Source organism: Amycolatopsis mongoliensis (assembly GCF_030285665.1).
Taxonomy (GTDB): domain Bacteria; phylum Actinomycetota; class Actinomycetes; order Mycobacteriales; family Pseudonocardiaceae; genus Amycolatopsis; species Amycolatopsis mongoliensis.
The window spans coordinates 10,369,308-10,387,242 of sequence record NZ_CP127295.1 but is presented as its reverse complement, the minus strand read 5'-3'; the positions used below and the strand labels follow the sequence as shown (position 1 = coordinate 10,387,242).

The following is a 17,935-nucleotide window of genomic DNA, read 5'->3' as shown; positions in this document are numbered from 1 at the left end:
GCCCGGCCGACCTAGGGTGACCGGCGTGGACGTCTCCGGCGGGCATGTCGCCTTCTTCGGTTTTCCCGGCTTCGGTCACATCCGGCCGACACTGCCGGTCGTGCGCGAGCTCCTTTCGCGCGGGCACGAAGTGTCGTACGTCGTCGCCGAGCGCTTCGCCGGCGTGGTCGCGGAGACCGGCGCGAAGGTGCTGACCTACCCGTCGGTGTTCCCGGAGTCGATGCCGGACGTGCACACCGCCGACGACCTCGCCGAGGTCCTCGCGCACTACCTCGACGAGGCCTACGCCCCGCTCGCCACCGCGTGGCCGGAGTTCGCGGACCGCCCGGTGGACCTCGTGGTCGAGGACGTGCTGAGCACCGACGTCGGCGGGCTGGTCGCGCGCCGCGCCGGCTGCGGCGTCGTCCGCCTGTTCGCCGGGTTCGGCGGCAACGACGAGGTGCCCCTCAACGGCAGCGAGACCGGGCTCGAAGGCCCGCCGCTCGATCCCGCGCACCCCGCGCTGGCGGCGTGCGGCGAGCGCATCACGGCGCTGCTCGGGAAGTTCGGCCTCGACGACCCGGCGGCGCTGCCCGCCGGCGGCGGGGAGGTCGTGGCGAACCTCGTGTTCGTGCCCCGCGCCTTCCAGGTCCGCCCGGAGTGCTTCGGCGACGACTTCGTGTTCGTCGGCCCGACCGGCGACGACGGCGAAGCCACCGGCGGCTGGGCCGCGCCCGGCACGGACGTGCCCGTCGTGCTGGTGTCGCTGGGCACCTCCTCCAACAGCAACCCCGGGTTCTTCACCGCCTGCGGGCAGGCGTTCGCGGGCACCGGCTGGCGGGTCGTGATGACCACCGCCGGGCACGTCGGCGACGACGTCGCGGCGGCCATGCCGGACAACGTCGAGCTGCATTCCTGGCTCGACCACCGCGCGGTCCTCCCGCACACCGACGTCGTCGTCTGCCAGGCGGGGACGGGGTCCCTGATGGACGCGTTCGGCCACGGCGTCCCCGTGGTCGCCGTGCCGCAGCGCCCGGAGGCGCGGGTGACCGCGCAGCAGGTCGAGCGGCTGGGACTGGGCCGCGCGCTGCTCGACGACGTGACCGGGGCCGACGTGCGCGACGCCGTCCTGGCCGTCGCCGCCGACGCGGCCGTGGCGGCCGAGGTCGCGCGGATGCGGGCCGCCATCAAGGCGTCCGGGGGCGCGAAGAAGGCGGCGGACGTCCTCGAACGCGCCGTGCGGGCAGGCGACGGAGAAAAGGCATGAGCGACGACGACAAGCTGCGCGGGTACCTGAAGAAGGTCACCGCGGACCTCTACCGGACGCGCGAGCGGCTGCGCGACGCGGAGGACCGGGAGCACGAGCCGATCGCGATCGTGGCGATGAGCTGCCGGTTCCCCGGCGGCGTCCGCTCCCCGGAGGACCTCTGGGACGTCGTGGCCTCGGGCCGCGACGCGATCTCGGGGTTCCCGGTCAACCGCGGCTGGGACCTCGACGCCCTCTACGACCCCGACCCGGAGCGCGCCGGGAAGTGCTACACCCGCCAGGGCGGGTTCCTGCACGACGCGGACCAGTTCGACCCGGAGTTCTTCGGCATCTCCCCGCGCGAGGCGCAGACGATCGACCCGCAGCAGCGGCTGCTGCTCGAAACGGCCTGGGAGGCTTTCGAACGCGGCGGGATCGACCCGGCGTCGCTGCGCGGCAGCAGCACCGGCGTGTTCGCCGGGGTCATGTACAACGACTACGCCACCCGCCTGACCGACCTGCCCGCGAGCCTCGAAGGCTATGTGGGCAACGGGAGCGCCGCCAGCATCGCCTCCGGCCGGGTGGCCTACACCTTCGGGCTCGAAGGCCCGGCGGTCACCGTCGACACGGCGTGTTCGTCGTCGCTGGTCGCGCTGCACTGGGCCGCGCAGGCGCTGCGGCGCGGTGACTGCTCGCTGGCGCTGGCCGGTGGGGTCGCGGTGATGTCGACGCCGGTGACGTTCATCGGGTTCAGCCGGCAACGCGGTCTTTCGCCGGACGGCCGGTGCCGCTCGTACGCCGACGCCGCCGACGGCACGGGCTGGGGCGAGGGCGCCGGTTTCCTGCTGCTGGAACGGCTTTCCGACGCGCGGCGCCACGGCCATCCGGTGCTCGCGGTGGTGCGCGGCTCGGCCGTCAACTCCGACGGCGCGAGCAGCGGGCTCACCGCGCCGAACGGGCCTTCGCAGCAGCGGGTCATCCGCGCCGCCCTGGCCGACGCCGGGCTGTCCGCCGCGGACGTCGACGTCGTCGAGGGGCACGGCACCGGGACCACGCTGGGCGACCCGATCGAGGCGCAGGCGCTGCTGGCCACGTACGGCCGCGAACGCGCGGGCGGCGCGCCGCTGTGGCTGGGCTCCGCGAAGTCGAACTTCGGCCACACGCAGGCCGCGGCCGGCGTCGGCGGCGTGATCAAGATGGTGATGGCGCTGCGCAACGAGCTGCTGCCGCGCACGCTGCACGCCGAGGTTCCATCGTCCAAAGTGGACTGGGAGGCCGGCGAGGTCCGGCTGCTGCAGGAGGCCGTCGCGTGGCCGGCGGGCGAGCGGCCGCGCCGGGCCGGGGTCTCGTCCTTCGGCGTGAGCGGCACCAACGCGCACACGATCATCGAGCAGGCACCCGAACCCGAACCCGAGCCCGCCGAGCCGGGTGGCCCGGCCGGGCTGGTCCCCGCGGTCCTGTCGGCGAAGAGCCCCGAGGCGTTGCGCGAGCAGGCCGCCCGGTTGCTGTCGCGAGTGGACGGACTCCGGCCGGTCGACGTCGCGTATTCGCTGGCCACCACCCGGGCCGCGTTCGAGCACCGGGCCGTCGTGCTGGCGGAGACCGCCGAGGAGCTGCGCGAAGGACTGACCGAGCTGGCGTCCACCGGCGAAACGACCCCGGGCAAGACGGCTTACGTCTTCGCGGGCCAGGGAGCGCAGCAGCCGGGCATGGGCCGCGGGCTCTACGCCGCGTTCCCCGTTTTCGCGCAGGCCTTCGACGAGGTCTGCGCGGGCTTCCCCGGACTGCGCGAGCTGATCTTCGACCGTGCCGACCTGGACCGCACCGAGGTGACCCAGCCCGCCCTGTTCGCCGTGGAGGTCGCGCTCCACCGGCTGCTCGTGTCCTGGGGCCTGACGCCGGACTTCGTCATGGGCCACTCGATCGGCGAGCTGGCCGCCGCGCACGTCGCCGGGGTCTTCGACCTCCCGGACGCGTGCCGCCTGGTCGCCGCGCGGGCGCGGCTCATGCAGTCGGTGCCGGCGGCCGGCGCGATGGCCGCCCTGCGCGCCACCGAGGACGAGGTCCGGCCGCTGCTTCGCGAGGGCGTCGCCATCGCGGCGGTCAACGGTCCCGAGGCCGTGGTCGTCTCCGGGGACGTCGACGCCGTCGAGGAGATCGCCGCGCGGTTCGCCGGGTCGAAGCGGCTGCGGGTCAGCCACGCGTTCCACTCGTCGCACATGGATCCGATCCTGGACGCGTTCCGCGCGGTCGCGAAGACCGTCACCTACTCGGCGCCGAAGATTCCCGTGGTCTCGAACGTGACCGGCGAACCGGCCGACGTCGGCTCCGCGGACTACTGGGTCGAGCACGTCCGCGCGACCGTCCGGTTCCACGACGGGATGCGCTGGCTCGCCGAGCACCGGGTGACCCGGTTCGTCACGCCCGGGCCCGGCGGTGCGGCCGCCGCGATGGCCGGGGACTGCGTTCCGGACGCGGTGGTGGTGCCGGTGCTGCGCCGGGACCGGGACGAGGTGCGCACGGTCACCGAAGCCGTCGGACGGCTGCACATCGCCGGGTTCAGCCCGGACTGGGAAGCCGTGTTCGCCGGGCGGGGCGCCCGGGTCGTGGACCTGCCGACCTACGCCTTCCATCGGGAACGCTACTGGCTGGACGGGCAGCGGGCGGTCGAGCCGGCCGGTGCGCTGTACCGCGTCGAGCAGGTCCCGGCCACCGCCACCAGCCCGGCCGCCGACTGGCACGAGCTGGACCCCGCCGAGGCCGTCCCGCCGGTGGTCTACTTCCGCTGCGAGGCCGAAGGAGACCTCGTCGAGTCCGCTCACCGCCTGACGCGGGAAGCCTTGCGCCTGCTGCAAACCTGGCTGGCCGACGACCGCTACGCGAAGTCCAAGCTGGTCTTCGTCACCCGGGGCCTCGCCGGGGCCGCGGTCCGGGGCCTGGTCCGCTCCGCGCAGGCCGAACACCCCGGCCGGTTCGTCCTGGCCGACGCCGCCGAACTGCCGGCCGCGTTCGCCGTCGAGGAGCCGGAAGCCACCTACGCCGACGGCGAAGTCACCGTGCCCCGGCTCGTCGAGTCCACTTCGGACGAGCCCGGCGTCCGGCTCGACGGGACGGTGCTCGTCACCGGCGGCGCCGGCTCGCTCGGCGGCGCACTGGCCCGGCACCTGGTCCGCGCGCACGGCGTGCGCCGGCTCGTCCTCGTGAGCCGGCGTGGACCGGATGCGCCGGCTGCGCCAGAACTTCAGGCCGAGCTGGCGGCGGAGGGCGCCGACGTCGTGCTGGCCGCCTGCGACGTCTCGGACCGGGACGCCCTGGCCGGACTGCTCGGCGAGGTCGGCCCGTTCACTGCGGTGGTGCACGCCGCCGGGGTGCTCGACGACGGCGTCGTCGCCTCGCTGACCCCCGAGCGGCTCGACGCCGTCCTGCGGCCGAAGCTCGACGCGGCCTGGCACCTGCACGAGCTCACCGAAGGCCTGTCCGCGTTCGTCCTCTTCTCGTCCGCTGCCGGGGTCCTCGGCGGCGCCGGGCAGGGGAACTACGCGGCGGGCAACACCTTCCTCGACGCGCTCGCCGCGCACCGGCGGGCGAACGGGCTGCCCGCGGTGTCACTGGCCTGGGGGCCCTGGGTGCCGGACGGCGGGATGACCGGGCAGCTGACCGACGCCGACGTCGCCCGCGTGCGCCAAGGCGGCGTCCGGCCGCTGCCCGCCCGCGACGCGCTGCGCCTGTTCGACCGCGCGATCGCCGGAACCGACGCCGTGGTGCTGCCGATCGACTTCGCCGTCGACGACCTGGACACGACGAAACCGCTGCTCAGCGGGCTCGACGGGCGCGCCGGGGAACGGCCCGCGCCCTCGCGGCTCACCGGCGACCCCGCCGCCGCCCTCGACCTGGTCCGGGCCCAGGTGGCCGCGGTGCTCGGCCACTCGGCGGCGTCCGTGCGCGCGGACCGGCCCTTCGCCGACCTCGGCTTCGACTCGCTGACCGCGGTCGAACTGCGCAACGCCCTCGGCCGGGAAACCGGCCTGACCCTGCCCTCGACCCTCGTCTTCGACCACCCGACCCCGCGCGCGCTCGCCGAGCACCTGCTCGGCGCGGCCGACCTCGGGCCCACCGAGGCCATGCCCGCGAGCGCCGACGAGCCGATCGCGATCGTGGCGATGAGCTGCCGGTTCCCCGGCGGCGTCCGCACGCCCGAGCAGCTGTGGCAACTCCTGGACGAAGGCCGCGACGTCATCTCGCCGTTCCCCGGCGACCGCGGCTGGGACCTCGACACGCTCTACCACCCGGATCCCGACCACCCCGGGACCTGCTACACGCGGGAAGGCGGCTTCCTCGACGACGCGGCCGGGTTCGACCCGGAGTTCTTCGAGGTTTCGCCGCGCGAAGCCGTCGCCATGGACCCGCAGCAGCGGCTGCTGCTGGAGACGTCCTGGGAGGCGTTCGAGCGCGCCGGGATCGACCCGTCGGCGCTGCGCGGCAGCCGCACCGGTGTCTTCGCCGGGACCAACGGCCAGGACTACTCGTCCCTGCTGCGGGATTCAGTGGACGACGTCGCCGGGCACCTCGGCACCGGCAACGCGGCGAGCGTGCTGTCGGGCCGGGTCTCCTACACCTTCGGGCTCGAAGGGCCGGCCGTCACCGTCGACACGGCGTGCTCGTCCTCGCTGGTCGCGCTGCACCTCGCGGCGCAGTCCCTGCGCTCGGGCGAGTGCTCGCTGGCGCTGGCCGGCGGGGTCACCGTGATGTCCACCCCGGCCGGGTTCGTGGAGTTCAGCCGGCAGCGAGGGCTGGCCGAGGACGGCCGCTGCAAGGCCTTCGGCGACACCGCCGACGGCACCGGCTGGTCGGAGGGCGCCGGAATCCTGCTGCTGGAACGGCTTTCCGACGCCCGGCGCCACGGCCGCCGGGTGCTGGCGGTGCTGCGCGGCTCGGCCGTCAACTCCGACGGGGCGAGCAACGGGCTCACCGCCCCGAACGGCCCTTCGCAGCAACGCGTCATCCTCGCCGCGCTCGCCGACGCCGGGCTCACCCCGTCCGAGGTGGACGCCGTCGAGGCGCACGGCACCGGCACCCGGCTCGGCGACCCGATCGAAGCGCAGGCGCTGCTCGCCACCTACGGGCAGGACCGCGAGCGTCCCTTGTGGCTCGGCGCGATCAAGTCGAACCTCGGCCACACCCAGGCCGCCGCCGGGGTCGCCGGCGTGCTCAAGATGGTCCTCTCCCTCGACCGCGGGGTGCTGCCGCGCACGCTGCACGCCGACGTCCCGTCGGAGCGGGTCGACTGGACCGCCGGGAACGTCCGGCTGCTGACCGAGCCGGTCGCCTGGCCCGTGGCCGATCGTCCGCGCCGGGCCGCGGTGTCCGCGTTCGGCTTCAGCGGCACCAACGCGCACGCCATCCTGGAGCAGGCTCCCGCCGAGCCTCCCGCACAGTCCACTGTGGACTTTCCGGCGCCGCTGTGGCCGCTGTCCGGCCACACCGAGGCGGCGCTGTCCGCGCAGGCCGCCGCGCTGCTGCCGGTGGCGGAGCACGGCGTCCACGGCATCGGTTCCGCACTGGCCGCCCGGACCGCGTTCGGCCACCGGGCCGTCGTCCTGGCGCCCGACCGGGACACCGCGCTGCGCAACCTGCGGCTGCTGGCCGAGGGCGGCGAAGGCCCCGGCGTCGTGCGCGGCCGCGTCTCCGACGAGGGCCGCTCGGCGTTCCTCTTCACCGGCCAGGGCGCCCAGCGCGCGGGCATGGGCCTCGCGCTGCGCGAGGAGTTCCCCGTGTTCGCCGAGGCCTTCGACGCGGCCTGCGCGCTCTTCGACGCCGAACTCGACGTCCCGCTGCTCGACGTCATCGCCGAAGGTGGCGGGCAGCTCGACCAAACCCGCTACACCCAGCCCGCGCTGTTCGCGGTCGAGGTCGCCCTGTTCCGCCTGCTGGAGTCGTGGGGCCTGACGCCGGACTTCGTCCTGGGCCACTCGATCGGCGAACTCGCGGCCGCTCACGTGGCCGGGGTGCTGACCCTGGACGACGCCTGCACGCTGGTCGCCGCGCGCGGGCGGCTCATGCAGGAGCTGCCCGCGACGGGCGCCATGGTGGCCGTGCGCGCGACCGAGGAGGAGATCCGCCCGCTGCTCACCGCGTCGGCCGGGATCGCCGCCGTCAACGGCCCCGCCTCGGTCGTGGTGTCCGGCGTCGAAGACGACGTCCTCGGCATCGCCGCGCACTTCACCCGGCTGGGCCGGGAAACCAAGCGGCTGCGCACCAGCCACGCGTTCCACTCCCCGCTGATGGACCCGATGCTCGCGCGGTTCCGCGAGGTGGCGACCGGACTGTCCTACCGGGACCCCCGGATCGGGGTGGTCTCGAACCTCACCGGCCGGCTCGCGACCGCCGCCGAACTGCGCTCGCCCGAGCACTGGGTCCGGCACGTGCGCGACGCGGTCCGCTTCGCCGACGGTGCCGGCTGGCTCGCGTCCCGGGGTGTCACCCGGTTCGTCGAGGTCGGCCCGGACGCCGTGCTGTCGGCGATGGTCGGGGACTGCGTCGACGCCGACGTGTTCGTGACCGCGACCCAACGACGCCGGCGGCCGGACGTCGAAACCGTGCTGACCGCCGTGGCGGAAGCCCACGCGCACGGCTTCTCCCCGGACTGGGCCAGGCTCGTCCCGGCAGGCGAACGGGCCGAGCTGCCGACCTACGCCTTCCAGCGCCGCCGGTTCTGGCCCGGCACGTCTTCGGGACGCTCCGGCGACGTCGCGACCGCCGGGCTGGCCGCCAGCCCCCACCCGTTCCTTGGCGCCACCGCGGACCTGGCCGGGTCTGCCGGAGTGCTCGGCACCGGACGGATTTCGCTGCGGACCCACCCCTGGCTCGCCGACCACGGCATCGGCGGATCGGTGCTCTTCCCGGGGACGGCGTTCGTCGAGCTCGCCGTCGACGCGGGCGACCGCGCCGGCCGCACGCAGCTCGAGGAGCTGACGCTCGGGGCGCCGCTGGTGCTGCCCGCGACCGGGGGCGTCCGGCTCCAGGTCCTGACCGGCGCCCCGGACGAGTCCGGGGCGTGCTCGCTGACCATCCACTCGCGCGCCGAGGACGCGGCCCCCGACAGCCCGTGGACGCTGCACGCGAGCGGCGTGCTGACCCCGGCGGTCCCGGCGCGCGGCGACGACCTCACCGAGTGGCCGCCCCCGGGCGCGGAGCTCCTCGAGACAGGCGGGCTCTACGACCGGCTCGCGGACAGCGGGTTCGGCTACGGGCCCGTCTTCCAGGGCCTGCGGAAGGCCTGGCGGCACGGCGAAGACGTCTTCGCGGAGGTCGAGCTCCCCGAGAACGCCGCTGTCGCGGACGCCTCGGCCTTCGGGCTGCACCCGGCGCTGCTCGACGCGGTCCTGCACGCGGCGGCGTTCCTGCCGTTCGCGCCCGCTCCGAACGGCAGGCTGCCGTTCTCCTGGCGCGGGGTGTCGCTGCACGCCGAGGGAGCGCGCGGGCTGCGGGTGCGGCTCACCAAGACCGGTGCCGAGTCCCTGGCGATCGCGATCGCCGACTCCGCCGGGCGGCCCGTGGCCACCGTGGACTCCTTGGCCCTGCGGGAGTTCTCCCGGATCAGCTCGCGGCCCGGCCGGATGCGCTGTACCGGCTCACCTGGCCCGTCCACGACGGCGACCAGGCGGACCCGTCGTGGACGGTCGCCGGCTCGCTCGACGGCCTCGCCGACGTCCCGGACGTCGTCGTGGTCCCCTTCGCGACGCGGCCGGTGCGGGAGGCGACGTACGACGCGCTCGCCCTCGTGCAGGCCTGGCTCGCCGACGAGCGGTTCGCCGCGGCGAAGCTCGCGCTGCTGACCTCCGGGGCGGTCGTCACCGAAGACGGCGACGGCCCGGCCGATCCCGCCCTCGCCGCGGTCTGGGGCCTGGTGCGCTCGGCGCAGTCGGAGCACCCCGGCCGGTTCGTGCTGGTGGACTCCGACGGCTCGGCCGAACCCGCTGCCGCACTGGCGACGGGGGAGAACCAGATCGCGCTGCGCGCCGGGGCGGCACGGGTGGCGCGGCTGGCCAAGGAACCGGACGCACTCACCGTCCCCGCCGGAGACTGGCGGGTCGACATCGCCGAACGCGGCACTCTGGACGGGCTGACCGTCGTGCCCTGTCCCGAATTCGCCGAGCCGGTCGCGCCGGGCGCGGTGCGGATCTCCGTGCGCGCCGCCGGCGTGAACTTCCGGGACGTGCTCAACACGCTCGGCATGTACCCGGGTCCGGCCACCCCGCCGGGGCTGGAGGGCGCCGGGGTCGTCACCGCGGTCGGCGCCGGCGTCACCCGGTTCGCGCCGGGCGACCGGGTGATGGGCATGTTCGGCGGCGCGTTCGGGCCGGTGGCGGAGGTCGACGAGCGGATGCTCTGCCGGCTGCCCGCCGGGATGTCGTTCGCGCAGGGCGCTTCGGTGCCGGTGGTGTTCCTGACCGCGCTCTACGCCCTGACCGACCTGGGCGACCTGCAGCCCGGCGAGACCGTGCTGGTGCACGCGGCGGCGGGCGGCGTCGGGATGGCCGCGGTGCAGCTCGCGCGTCACCTCGGCGCCGAGGTGTACGGCACCGCGAGTCCCGGCAAGTGGGCCACCCTCCGGGCTTCGGGCCTGGCCGACGACCACATCGCGTCGTCGCGCACGCTCGATTTCGAAGCCGAGTTCCGCGCGGCGACCGGTGGGCGCGGTGTCGACGTCGTGCTCGACTCGCTGGCCGGCGACTTCGTGGACGCGTCCCTGCGGCTGCTGCCGCGCGGCGGCCGGTTCCTGGAGATGGGCAAGACCGACGTGCGCGACGCCGAGCGCGTCGCGGCTGAGCACCCGGGCGTCCGGTACCAGGCGTTCGACCTGGTCGAGGCCGGGTACGACCGGATCCGCGAGCTGTTCGACCGGCTGCTGGAGTGGTTCGAGGCCGGGGTGCTGACGCCGGTGCCGGTCACTGCCTGGGACGTCCGGCGCGCGCCCGCGGCGTTCCGGCACGTGAGCCAGGCGAAGCACGTCGGCAAGGTCGTGCTGACCGTGCCCGCACCGCTCGACGCGCACGGCACCGTGCTGATCACCGGGGGCACCGGCGGACTCGGGCGCCTGCTGGCCCGGCACCTCGCGGGGTCCGGCGTCCGGCACCTGCTGCTGGCGAGCCGCCGCGGCCCGGCGGCCGAAGGCGTCGACGAACTGCGGGCCGAGCTGTCCTCGCTCGGGGCCGAGACGACGGTCGCCGCGTGTGACGCGGCGGACCGGGAAGCGCTTGCGGAGCTGCTGGCCGGCGTGCCGGAGGAGCACCCGCTGACCGCGGTGGTGCACGCGGCCGGGGTGCTCGACGACGGGCTCGTCGGCGCGTTGACCCCGGAGCGGCTGGACGCCGTGCTGCGGCCGAAGGTATCCGCGGCGGCCAACCTGGACGAGCTGACGCGGCACCTCGACCTCTCCGCGTTCGTCCTGTTCTCGTCGGCGGCGGGCGTGCTCGGCGCACCCGGGCAGGCGAACTACGCCGCCGCAAACGCTTTCCTGGACGCGCTGGCCCGGCAGCGGCGCGCGGCGGGACTGCCCGCGCTGGCGCTGGCCTGGGGCCCGTGGCTGCCGGCCGGCGGCATGACGGCCGGATTGTCCGAAGCCGATGTGCGCCGCATGGCGCGCTCCGGGCTTCCCCCACTGCCCGCCGACCAGGGCCTGGCGTTGTTCGACGCGGCGCTCGGCGCGCCCGACGCGGTGCTCGTGCCGATGCTGGTCGACGCGCGCGTGCTGGCGTCGACGGACGTCCCGGAGCAGCTGCGCGGAGTGGTCCGGACCGCCGTCCGGCGCCGGACGGCCGCCGCGGGGGCGGCGGAGGCCGACCTGCGCCAGCGGCTCGCGGGCACGTCCGGCGAGGACCGGCGGCAGGCGCTGGTGGAGCTGGTGTGCGCGCAGGTGGGCGCGGTGCTGGGCTACGGCGGCGCGGAGACCGTCGACCCGCTGAGGGTGTTCAAGGAGCTGGGCTTCGACTCGCTGACCGCGGTGGAGCTGCGCAACCGCCTGAGCGCGGTGAGCGGGATCCGGCTGCCGGCGACGCTGATCTTCGACTACCCGACCCCGGCGGCACTGGCCGGCTACGTGGGCGGGGAGCTGTTCCCGGAATCCCTCGAAGCCACGCCGGAAGTCGGGGACGAGGAACGGGAGATCCGCGCGGCGCTGGCGTCCATCCCGGTCGCCCGGTTCCGCGAGGCGGGGTTGCTGGAGGCGGTCCTGAAGCTGCGGGACGGCGATCCGGCCGTGGAATCTCCCGAAGACGACGCGTTCGGCGAGATGGCGGTCGACGACCTCGTGCGGCTGGCGCTCGGCGACGAATAGCGGTGCCGAACGGAAGCGGCCGTCCTGGTGACCCCCCGACCGGGACACCAGGACGGCCGCCGAGTTCCGTCGATGGCTGGTTTTCAGGATTCTCAGGAGATGAAGAAGCGGCGCCGTCCGGCGGCCGTCGTCTTGCGGGAAGTGGCGCTGCGGACGAAGAACAGCAGACCCACGACGATGGTGACGGCGCCGCCGATCACGCCGATCGTGTGCTCTCCCGCGTTGATGATGATCGCGACCCCGCCCGCGACGAGAATCAGTCCCATGACGAGGGAAACGAAGGGACGTCCTTGTTCTTTGGCCATCGGAAACTCCTCGTGAAAAGTGGTCGACGAAATCTCTTGTGATCGATTCAAGCACACGGCGATCAGCGTTGTGAGTCCTCGAAAGTCGTCTTCCGACCATCGAAAGTTGACGTTCTCCCGAGTTGCCGGCCGCGCCGGGTGCTGGGAAGATCACGCAGGTACGGGGGTTGCAACTTTGGTTGCGGTGACAAGCGACCTTGTGTACTAGCCCGGCGGTGGTGGCAGCCGGTTGACTTGTCCTCAGGTACTACCGGATCGAATACGGAGCAGGCGCTTGATCACAGCACGAGATCTGACGAAGCGATACGGGGACACGACGGCCGTCAACGGCCTGTCGTTCGACATCAAGCCTGGCGTCGTGACCGGTTTCCTGGGGCCCAACGGGGCCGGCAAGTCGACCACGATGCGGATGATCCTCGGCCTGGACGCCCCCAGCGGCGGCTCGGTCACGGTCAACGGCAAGGCCTACCGCGACCTGCCCGCGCCGATGCGGGAGGTCGGGGCGCTGCTCGACGCGAAGGCCGTCCACGGCGCGCGCACGGCGTACCGGCACCTGCAGTGGGTGGCGCAGGCCGGCGGCATCCCGCGCAAGCGGGTGGACGAGGTGCTCGACACCGTCGGCCTCACCGACGTCGCGGGCAAGAAGGTCGGCAACTTCTCCCTCGGCATGTACCAGCGGCTCGGCATCGCGACCGCCCTGCTGGGCGACCCGCCGACGCTGCTGTTCGACGAGCCGGTCAACGGCCTCGACCCCGAGGGCATCTACTGGATCAGGACCCTGATGCAGGACCTCGCCGCCGGGGGGCGGACGGTCTTCGTGTCCAGCCACCTGATGAACGAGATGGAAGAGACCGCCGCGCACGTCATCGTGATCGGCCGCGGCGAGCTCATCGCCGACATGCCGATCGCCGACTTCACCCAGCGCAGCGCGCGCAGCCACGTCCACGTGGTCTCGCCGCAGGCCGCCGAGCTCGCCGAAGCCCTCGAAAGGGCGGGCGGCAAGGTGACGAAGCTGGACGACGGTTCGCTCAACGTCGTCGGCCTGGACGCGCCGGAGATCGGCGACCTGGCGCTGGAGCGCCGGCTCGGGCTGCACGAGCTGACGCCGGTCCGCGCGAGCCTCGAGGCCGCGTTCATGGACCTCACCAAGGACAGCGTGCAGTACCGGTCGCACAACGCCGCGGCGCCGGAGGAGCACAAAGTACTCGAGACCGTGCGGGCACTCGCCGCGGAAGGGACGGAATGACGTGACGACCGCAACGGCCTCGCTGCCCGCCGAGAAGACCTCGCCCGGCATCACCAACACGCTCGCCGCGGAGTGGACCAAGCTCAAGTCGGTCCGGTCGACCTGGCTCGTCGTCATCGCCGCGGCGGTGGTCAGTGTCGGGTTCTCCGTGCTGTTCAGCTTCCTGACCGAACAGGACTACAAGAACCTGCCCGCCGGGCAGACGGCCGACTTCGACTCGGCGGGCACCAGCATGGTCGGGATGAACCTCGGCCTGATCCTCATCTCGGTGCTCGGCGTGCTCGCCGTGTCCGGTGAGTACTCGACCGGGATGATGCGCCTCACGCTGGCCATCACGCCGCACCGCGGCCGCGTCCTGATCTCGAAGGCCGTGGTCGTCGGGTTGCTGGCGTTCGTGCTCGGCACCCTGTTCGCGGCGGCGGCGTTCTTCATCGGCCAGCTCGTGCTCGGCATCAACCCGGCCATCCCGACGCTGGGCCTCGGCGGCCCGGGCGTGCTGCGCAGCCTGCTGGGCTGGGGCGCGGAGTTCGCGGCGTTCGCGCTGCTGGCGCTGTCGTTCGGCGTGATGATGCGCAGCGCGGCGGGCGCGATCGCGACGGCGATCGGCTTCATCTTCGCCCCGGCGATCCTCGGCGCTCTGCTGCCGACGTGGGTTCAGCGCGACATCCTGGCGTACTTCCCGGCTTCGGCCGCGGAGCAGCTGAGCACGGCCCAGCTGAAGACGGACTCGGTGACCTACCTGGGTCCGCTGACCGGCGGCGGCACGCTGCTGACGTGGGTCGCGGTGGCGCTGGTGGTGGCGTTCTCCCTGATGGGCAAGCGCGACTCCGGCTGAGGTCTCCGGCTGCCGGGATGTAGTGAATGACTCATTCATGTCGCCAGGCGACATGAATGAGTCATTCACGTCGTTTCGAGGATGCGGTCGGCGGCTGTGATGGCGCCGCCGCCTTCGTGCGTGTGGTCGCGCATCGCCCGCATGCGCGCGCCGACGCCTTCGTCGGCCGCCACCGCCAGGACCGCGTCGCGGATCGCTTCTGGTGTCAGCTCTTCGCGGGGCAGGCGGATGCCGAGGCCCAGCTCCACCACCCGCTCGGTGTTGACCTCCTGCTCGCCGTGCATCGGCACCAGCACCAGCGGGGTCCCGCAGTAGAACGCCTCCATGACGCTCCCCATGCCCGCCGACGTCACGAACGCCGACGCGTGCCGCAGCACCGCCGGGTGTGGAATCCACTGGCGTGCCTCGACATTCGGGGGCAACGGGCCCAGTGACGCCGGATCCACGCCGCCGCCCAGGGTCATCACCAGGTTCCACGGCAGGTCCGCGAACGCGCGGGCGCACTGCCGGAAGAAGTCCGGCTGGTCGTTGAACGCCGACGTGCCCAGGGACACCAGCAGCACCGGGTTGCCGTTCGCCGGTGGATCCCAGCCCGTCAGCGGCCGCTGCGGGCCGAAGCACGGGCCGGTGAACGTGTGCCGGTCGTCGAACGTCTCGCCCGCGTACTGGAAGTCGCGGGGGATGAGGACCAGCTTGTGGTCGCGGCCGTCGTCGAGGAACTGCTCCGCCGTCTGCCCCGGGGCCTCGGCCGTCAGCAGGGCGGTGAGATCGGCGAGGAAGTCGTACGGCTCATCGTCGTCCACTGTGGACGAGTCGGGGTACCGGGCCACGTGCGTCGGCAGGGAATAGTGCTCGTTGGACGCGAAACACGCCGAGAGCTGGATCGTCGGGCACGTGACGTCGTTCGCGAGGACGCGGCCCGCGATCCACATGGTCGAGTCGAACGCGAGCACGTCGGGCGGGTCGTCCACGAGCAGCTTCCGCACCGGTGCCAGCGGCTCGAGGCAACTGGACGCGCCGGTCAGCGCGGCCGCGAGGCGGTGGGAACCCGGGTCGTCGGCCGGCCCGTCGTAGGGGAGAGGCCGGGCGCCGGTCGCGGCGATCCGGTCGGCGAACGCGCTGCCGGTCGCCACGGTGACCCGGTGGCCGCGCCGGACCAGCTCGCCGAGGACGTCCAGGACGGGCGTCACGTGTCCGTAACCGGGCAGGGTGCAGAGCACGACGTGGCGGGTCACACCAGTCATGCTCGCACCGCGTATTCAGGGATTTCGCTAGACGTGCCGCCGTTAGCCTCGGGCGCGAACCCTGGTGGAGGTGGGCGCATGGAGTTCGGCTGGACCGCGGACCAGCGGCAGCGCTACGACCGGACGGTGGCCGACACGCGGGCGGCCTTCCCGGCCGCGCCCGAGTACGTGTTCAGCCGCGAGAAGTGGGCCCTGCTGGGCAAGTTCGGCGTCCTCGGCGCCAGCGTGCCCGCGGACCACGGTGGCGGCGGGCTCACCGCCCTCGAAACGGCGCGGGTGTTCGAAGCCGCCGGGCGCGGCTGCCCGGACACCGGACTCGTCTTCGGCGCGGCCGCGCACCTGTTCGCCTGCACGATGCCGATCGTGGACTTCGCCCCGGCGGCACTGCGCGACCGGCTCCTGCCCGGTCTCGCCGCCGGCGACCTGATCGCGGGCAACGCGATGACCGAGCCCGAGGCGGGTTCCGACGTCGGCGCGCTGCGGACCACGGCCACCCCGGTCGAGGGCGGGTACGTGCTCGACGGCGTCAAGAGCTTCGTCAGCAACGGCCCGGTCGCCGACGTCCTGGTGACGTACGCGGTCACCGACCCCGGCGCCGGCCACTGGGGCATCACGGCCTTCGCCCTCGACGCCCATTCGCCGGGGATCGCCTTCGGGGAGCCGTTCGGCAAGCTCGGCATGGAAGGCTGCGTGGCCTCCGAGGTCACCTTCACCGGCTGTTTCGTGCCCGCGGACGCCGTGCTCGGCGAACCCGGCCAGGGTTCGGCGATCTTCCAGCACTCGATGGGCTGGGAGCGGGCCTGTCTCTTCGCGCTGTACCTGGGCGTGCAGGACCGGCTGATCGACCGCTGCCTGGAGCACGTGCGCGGCCGCCGCCAGTTCGGCAAGCGGCTCGCCGAGTTCCAGTCGGTGTCCAACCGGATCGTGGAGATGAAGCTACGGGCCGAAAGCGCCCGCCTTCTGCTGTACCGGGCCTGCTGGGCGCTGGACGAGGGCGAAGACGCGACGCTGTTCGCGGCGCTGTCGAAGCTCGCGGTGTCCGAAGGGACGGTGGCGAGCGCGACGGACGCCGTGCAACTGTTCGGCAGCCGCGGCTACCTGCGCGAGCAGGGGATCGAAGCCGCGCTGCGGGACGCGATCGGCGGCACGATCTTCTCCGGCGCCTCCGACGTGCAGCGGCAGCTGGTCGCGATGGAACTGGGAATGTGAGCCCTGTGGACACTTCGGAACTGCTGCACCAGCTCGTCCTCGCTGCGAGTGAGCGCACGCCGGACGCCCCGGCCGTGCACGCCGGCGACACGACCGTCACCTACCGGGAACTCGACGAGCTGGCCGGCCGGCAGGCCGCCGGGCTGCACGCGGCAGGCGTCCGCCGTGGTGACCGGGTGCTGATCTGGGCGGAGAAGAGCGTCGAGGTGGTGGCGCTGATGCAGGCCGCGCTGCGGCTGGGCGCGGTCTACGTGCCGGTCGCGCCGTCGAACCCGGTTTCGCGGGTGCGGCTCATCGCCGAGGGCTGCACGCCCGCGCTGGTCGTCACGGACCAGGTGGCCGACTGGGGCGCGAACCCGCCGCCGCTGAGCTCGTTCACCGCACTGTCCACAAGCGACACACCGCCGCCGCCCGAACACGTCGGGCCGGACGAGCCCGCTTACATCCTCTACACCTCCGGCTCGACGGGCGCGCCGAAGGGTGTCCTGATCAGCCACCGCAACGCGCTCGCCTTCGTCGAGTGGGCCGCGGCGGAGACCGGGCTGCACGCGGGAGACCGGCTGGCCAACCACGCGCCGTTCAACTTCGACCTGTCGGTGTTCGACCTCTACGGCGCGTTCCTCGCCGGGGCGTCGGTGGACCTGGCCGGTTCGGACCTGTCCTACTCGCCGGCCGAACTGACGGACTTCCTGCACGGCCGCGGGATCAGCGTCTGGTACTCGGTGCCTTCGGCGCTGCTGCTGATGATGCGCCACGGTGGCCTGCTCGACCGGCCGGCGCCGGCGTCCCTGCGGGTCTGCGTGTTCGCCGGGGAGCCGTTCCCGATCGCCGGGGTGCAGACGCTGCGCCGCGCGTGGCCGGACGTGCGGCTGTTCAACTGGTACGGGCCGACCGAAACGAACGTCGTCACCAGCTACGAGGTGACCGACGCGGACCTCTCCCGGACCGGCGGCCTGCCGATCGGGCGCGCCTGTTCGGGCGCCACGCTGACGCTGTCGCCGGACGGCGAGATCGTCGTCGAGGGCCCGACCGTCATGCTCGGCTACTGGGGAGCGCCACCGCAGCTGGGCGGCTACCACACCGGCGACGTCGGCCGGTACGACGCGGCGGGCGAGCTGGAGTACGCCGGCCGCCGCGACGCGATGGTCAAGATCCGCGGCCACCGCATCGAACTGGGCGAGATCGAGACGGCGCTGTCCCGGCACCCCGCGGTCGCGGAGGTGGCGGTGATCGTCGCGGGCGCGGGCATCGACGCCCGCCTGCGCGCGGTGATCGTGCCGCGCCCGGGCGAGCGCGTGACGCTGCTGGGGATGAAGGCGCACTGCGCGGCGCACCTGCCGCGGTACATGATCGTGGACGAGGTGAGCGTGGTCGGTGAGCTGCCCCGCACGGCGAACGGCAAGACCGACCGCGCCGCCCTCGCCCACTGACCCCTTCGGATGTAGTGAATGACTCATTCCTGTCGCCAGGCGACAGGAATGAGTCATTCACGTCGTCCCGACCACTCCGAAAGCCGGGAAGGGCCACCTCGACGG

At 73.5% G+C, this 17,935-nt stretch carries 8 protein-coding genes and 1 pseudogene; 7 read left to right on the top strand and 2 right to left on the bottom strand.

The features are described from left to right. The first annotated feature begins 25 nt into the window (after window positions 1-25). From QRX60_RS49380 to QRX60_RS49370, 3 genes and pseudogenes are all read left to right on the top strand, one after another. Window positions 26-1,246: a macrolide family glycosyltransferase gene (locus QRX60_RS49380; protein WP_285998371.1), complete on the top strand. Its 1,221-nt coding sequence runs from the start codon at window positions 26-28 to the stop codon at window positions 1,244-1,246. Next, window positions 1,243-9,060: a type I polyketide synthase gene (locus QRX60_RS49375; RefSeq protein WP_285998370.1), complete on the top strand. Its 7,818-nt coding sequence runs from the start codon at window positions 1,243-1,245 to the stop codon at window positions 9,058-9,060. The genes QRX60_RS49380 and QRX60_RS49375 overlap by 4 nt, the downstream gene beginning before the upstream one ends. A 251-nt stretch (window positions 9,061-9,311) precedes the next feature. Continuing rightward, window positions 9,312-11,561 (top strand): annotated as a pseudogene (locus QRX60_RS49370) (type I polyketide synthase); the annotation flags it as partial. Between the two features lie 92 nt (window positions 11,562-11,653). On the opposite strand, the gene QRX60_RS49365 reads toward QRX60_RS49370, so the two are convergent. Further along, window positions 11,654-11,866 carry a hypothetical protein gene (locus QRX60_RS49365; protein ID WP_285998368.1) on the bottom strand — a complete coding sequence of 71 codons (213 nt, stop codon included), beginning with the start codon at window positions 11,864-11,866 and terminating at the stop codon, window positions 11,654-11,656. A 274-nt stretch (window positions 11,867-12,140) separates the two neighbouring features. Between QRX60_RS49365 and QRX60_RS49360 the strand changes: the two genes are divergently transcribed. Continuing rightward, on the top strand, window positions 12,141-13,112 hold the full coding sequence (locus QRX60_RS49360) for an ABC transporter ATP-binding protein (protein WP_285998367.1): 972 nt from the start codon (window positions 12,141-12,143) through the stop codon (window positions 13,110-13,112). 1 nt (window position 13,113) lies between these two features. Continuing rightward, complete coding sequence (locus QRX60_RS49355) at window positions 13,114-13,947, top strand: ABC transporter permease (RefSeq protein WP_285998366.1); 834 nt, start codon at window positions 13,114-13,116, stop codon at window positions 13,945-13,947. Between the two features lie 65 nt (window positions 13,948-14,012). On the opposite strand, the gene QRX60_RS49350 is transcribed toward QRX60_RS49355, so the two are convergent. After that, window positions 14,013-15,191, bottom strand: a complete 1,179-nt coding sequence (locus tag QRX60_RS49350) for a macrolide family glycosyltransferase (RefSeq protein ID WP_285998365.1) — start codon at window positions 15,189-15,191, stop codon at window positions 14,013-14,015. 78 nt (window positions 15,192-15,269) lie between these two features. Here QRX60_RS49350 and QRX60_RS49345 point away from each other — a divergent pair, with 78 nt between their 5' ends. Both QRX60_RS49345 and QRX60_RS49340 read left to right on the top strand, forming a co-directional pair. Beyond that, window positions 15,270-16,400 carry an acyl-CoA dehydrogenase family protein gene (locus QRX60_RS49345; RefSeq protein ID WP_285998364.1) on the top strand — a complete coding sequence of 377 codons (1,131 nt, stop codon included), beginning with the start codon at window positions 15,270-15,272 and terminating at the stop codon, window positions 16,398-16,400. 5 nt (window positions 16,401-16,405) lie between these two features. After that, the gene (locus QRX60_RS49340) at window positions 16,406-17,830 is read left to right on the top strand and encodes an amino acid adenylation domain-containing protein (protein WP_285998363.1); all 1,425 of its coding nucleotides are present in this window, start codon (window positions 16,406-16,408) and stop codon (window positions 17,828-17,830) included. Window positions 17,831-17,935: the final 105 nt, after the last annotated feature.

Excerpts from the sequence above, each read along its gene's own strand:
- QRX60_RS49345 (WP_285998364.1), top strand. The coding sequence starts at position 15,270 with ATGGAGTTCGGCTGGACCGCGGACCAGCGGCAGCGCTACGACCGGACG.
- QRX60_RS49375 (WP_285998370.1), top strand. The coding sequence starts at position 1,243 with ATGAGCGACGACGACAAGCTGCGCGGGTACCTGAAGAAGGTCACCGCG.
- QRX60_RS49365 (WP_285998368.1), bottom strand. The coding sequence starts at position 11,866 with ATGGCCAAAGAACAAGGACGTCCCTTCGTTTCCCTCGTCATGGGACTG.
- QRX60_RS49350 (WP_285998365.1), bottom strand. The coding sequence starts at position 15,191 with ATGACTGGTGTGACCCGCCACGTCGTGCTCTGCACCCTGCCCGGTTAC.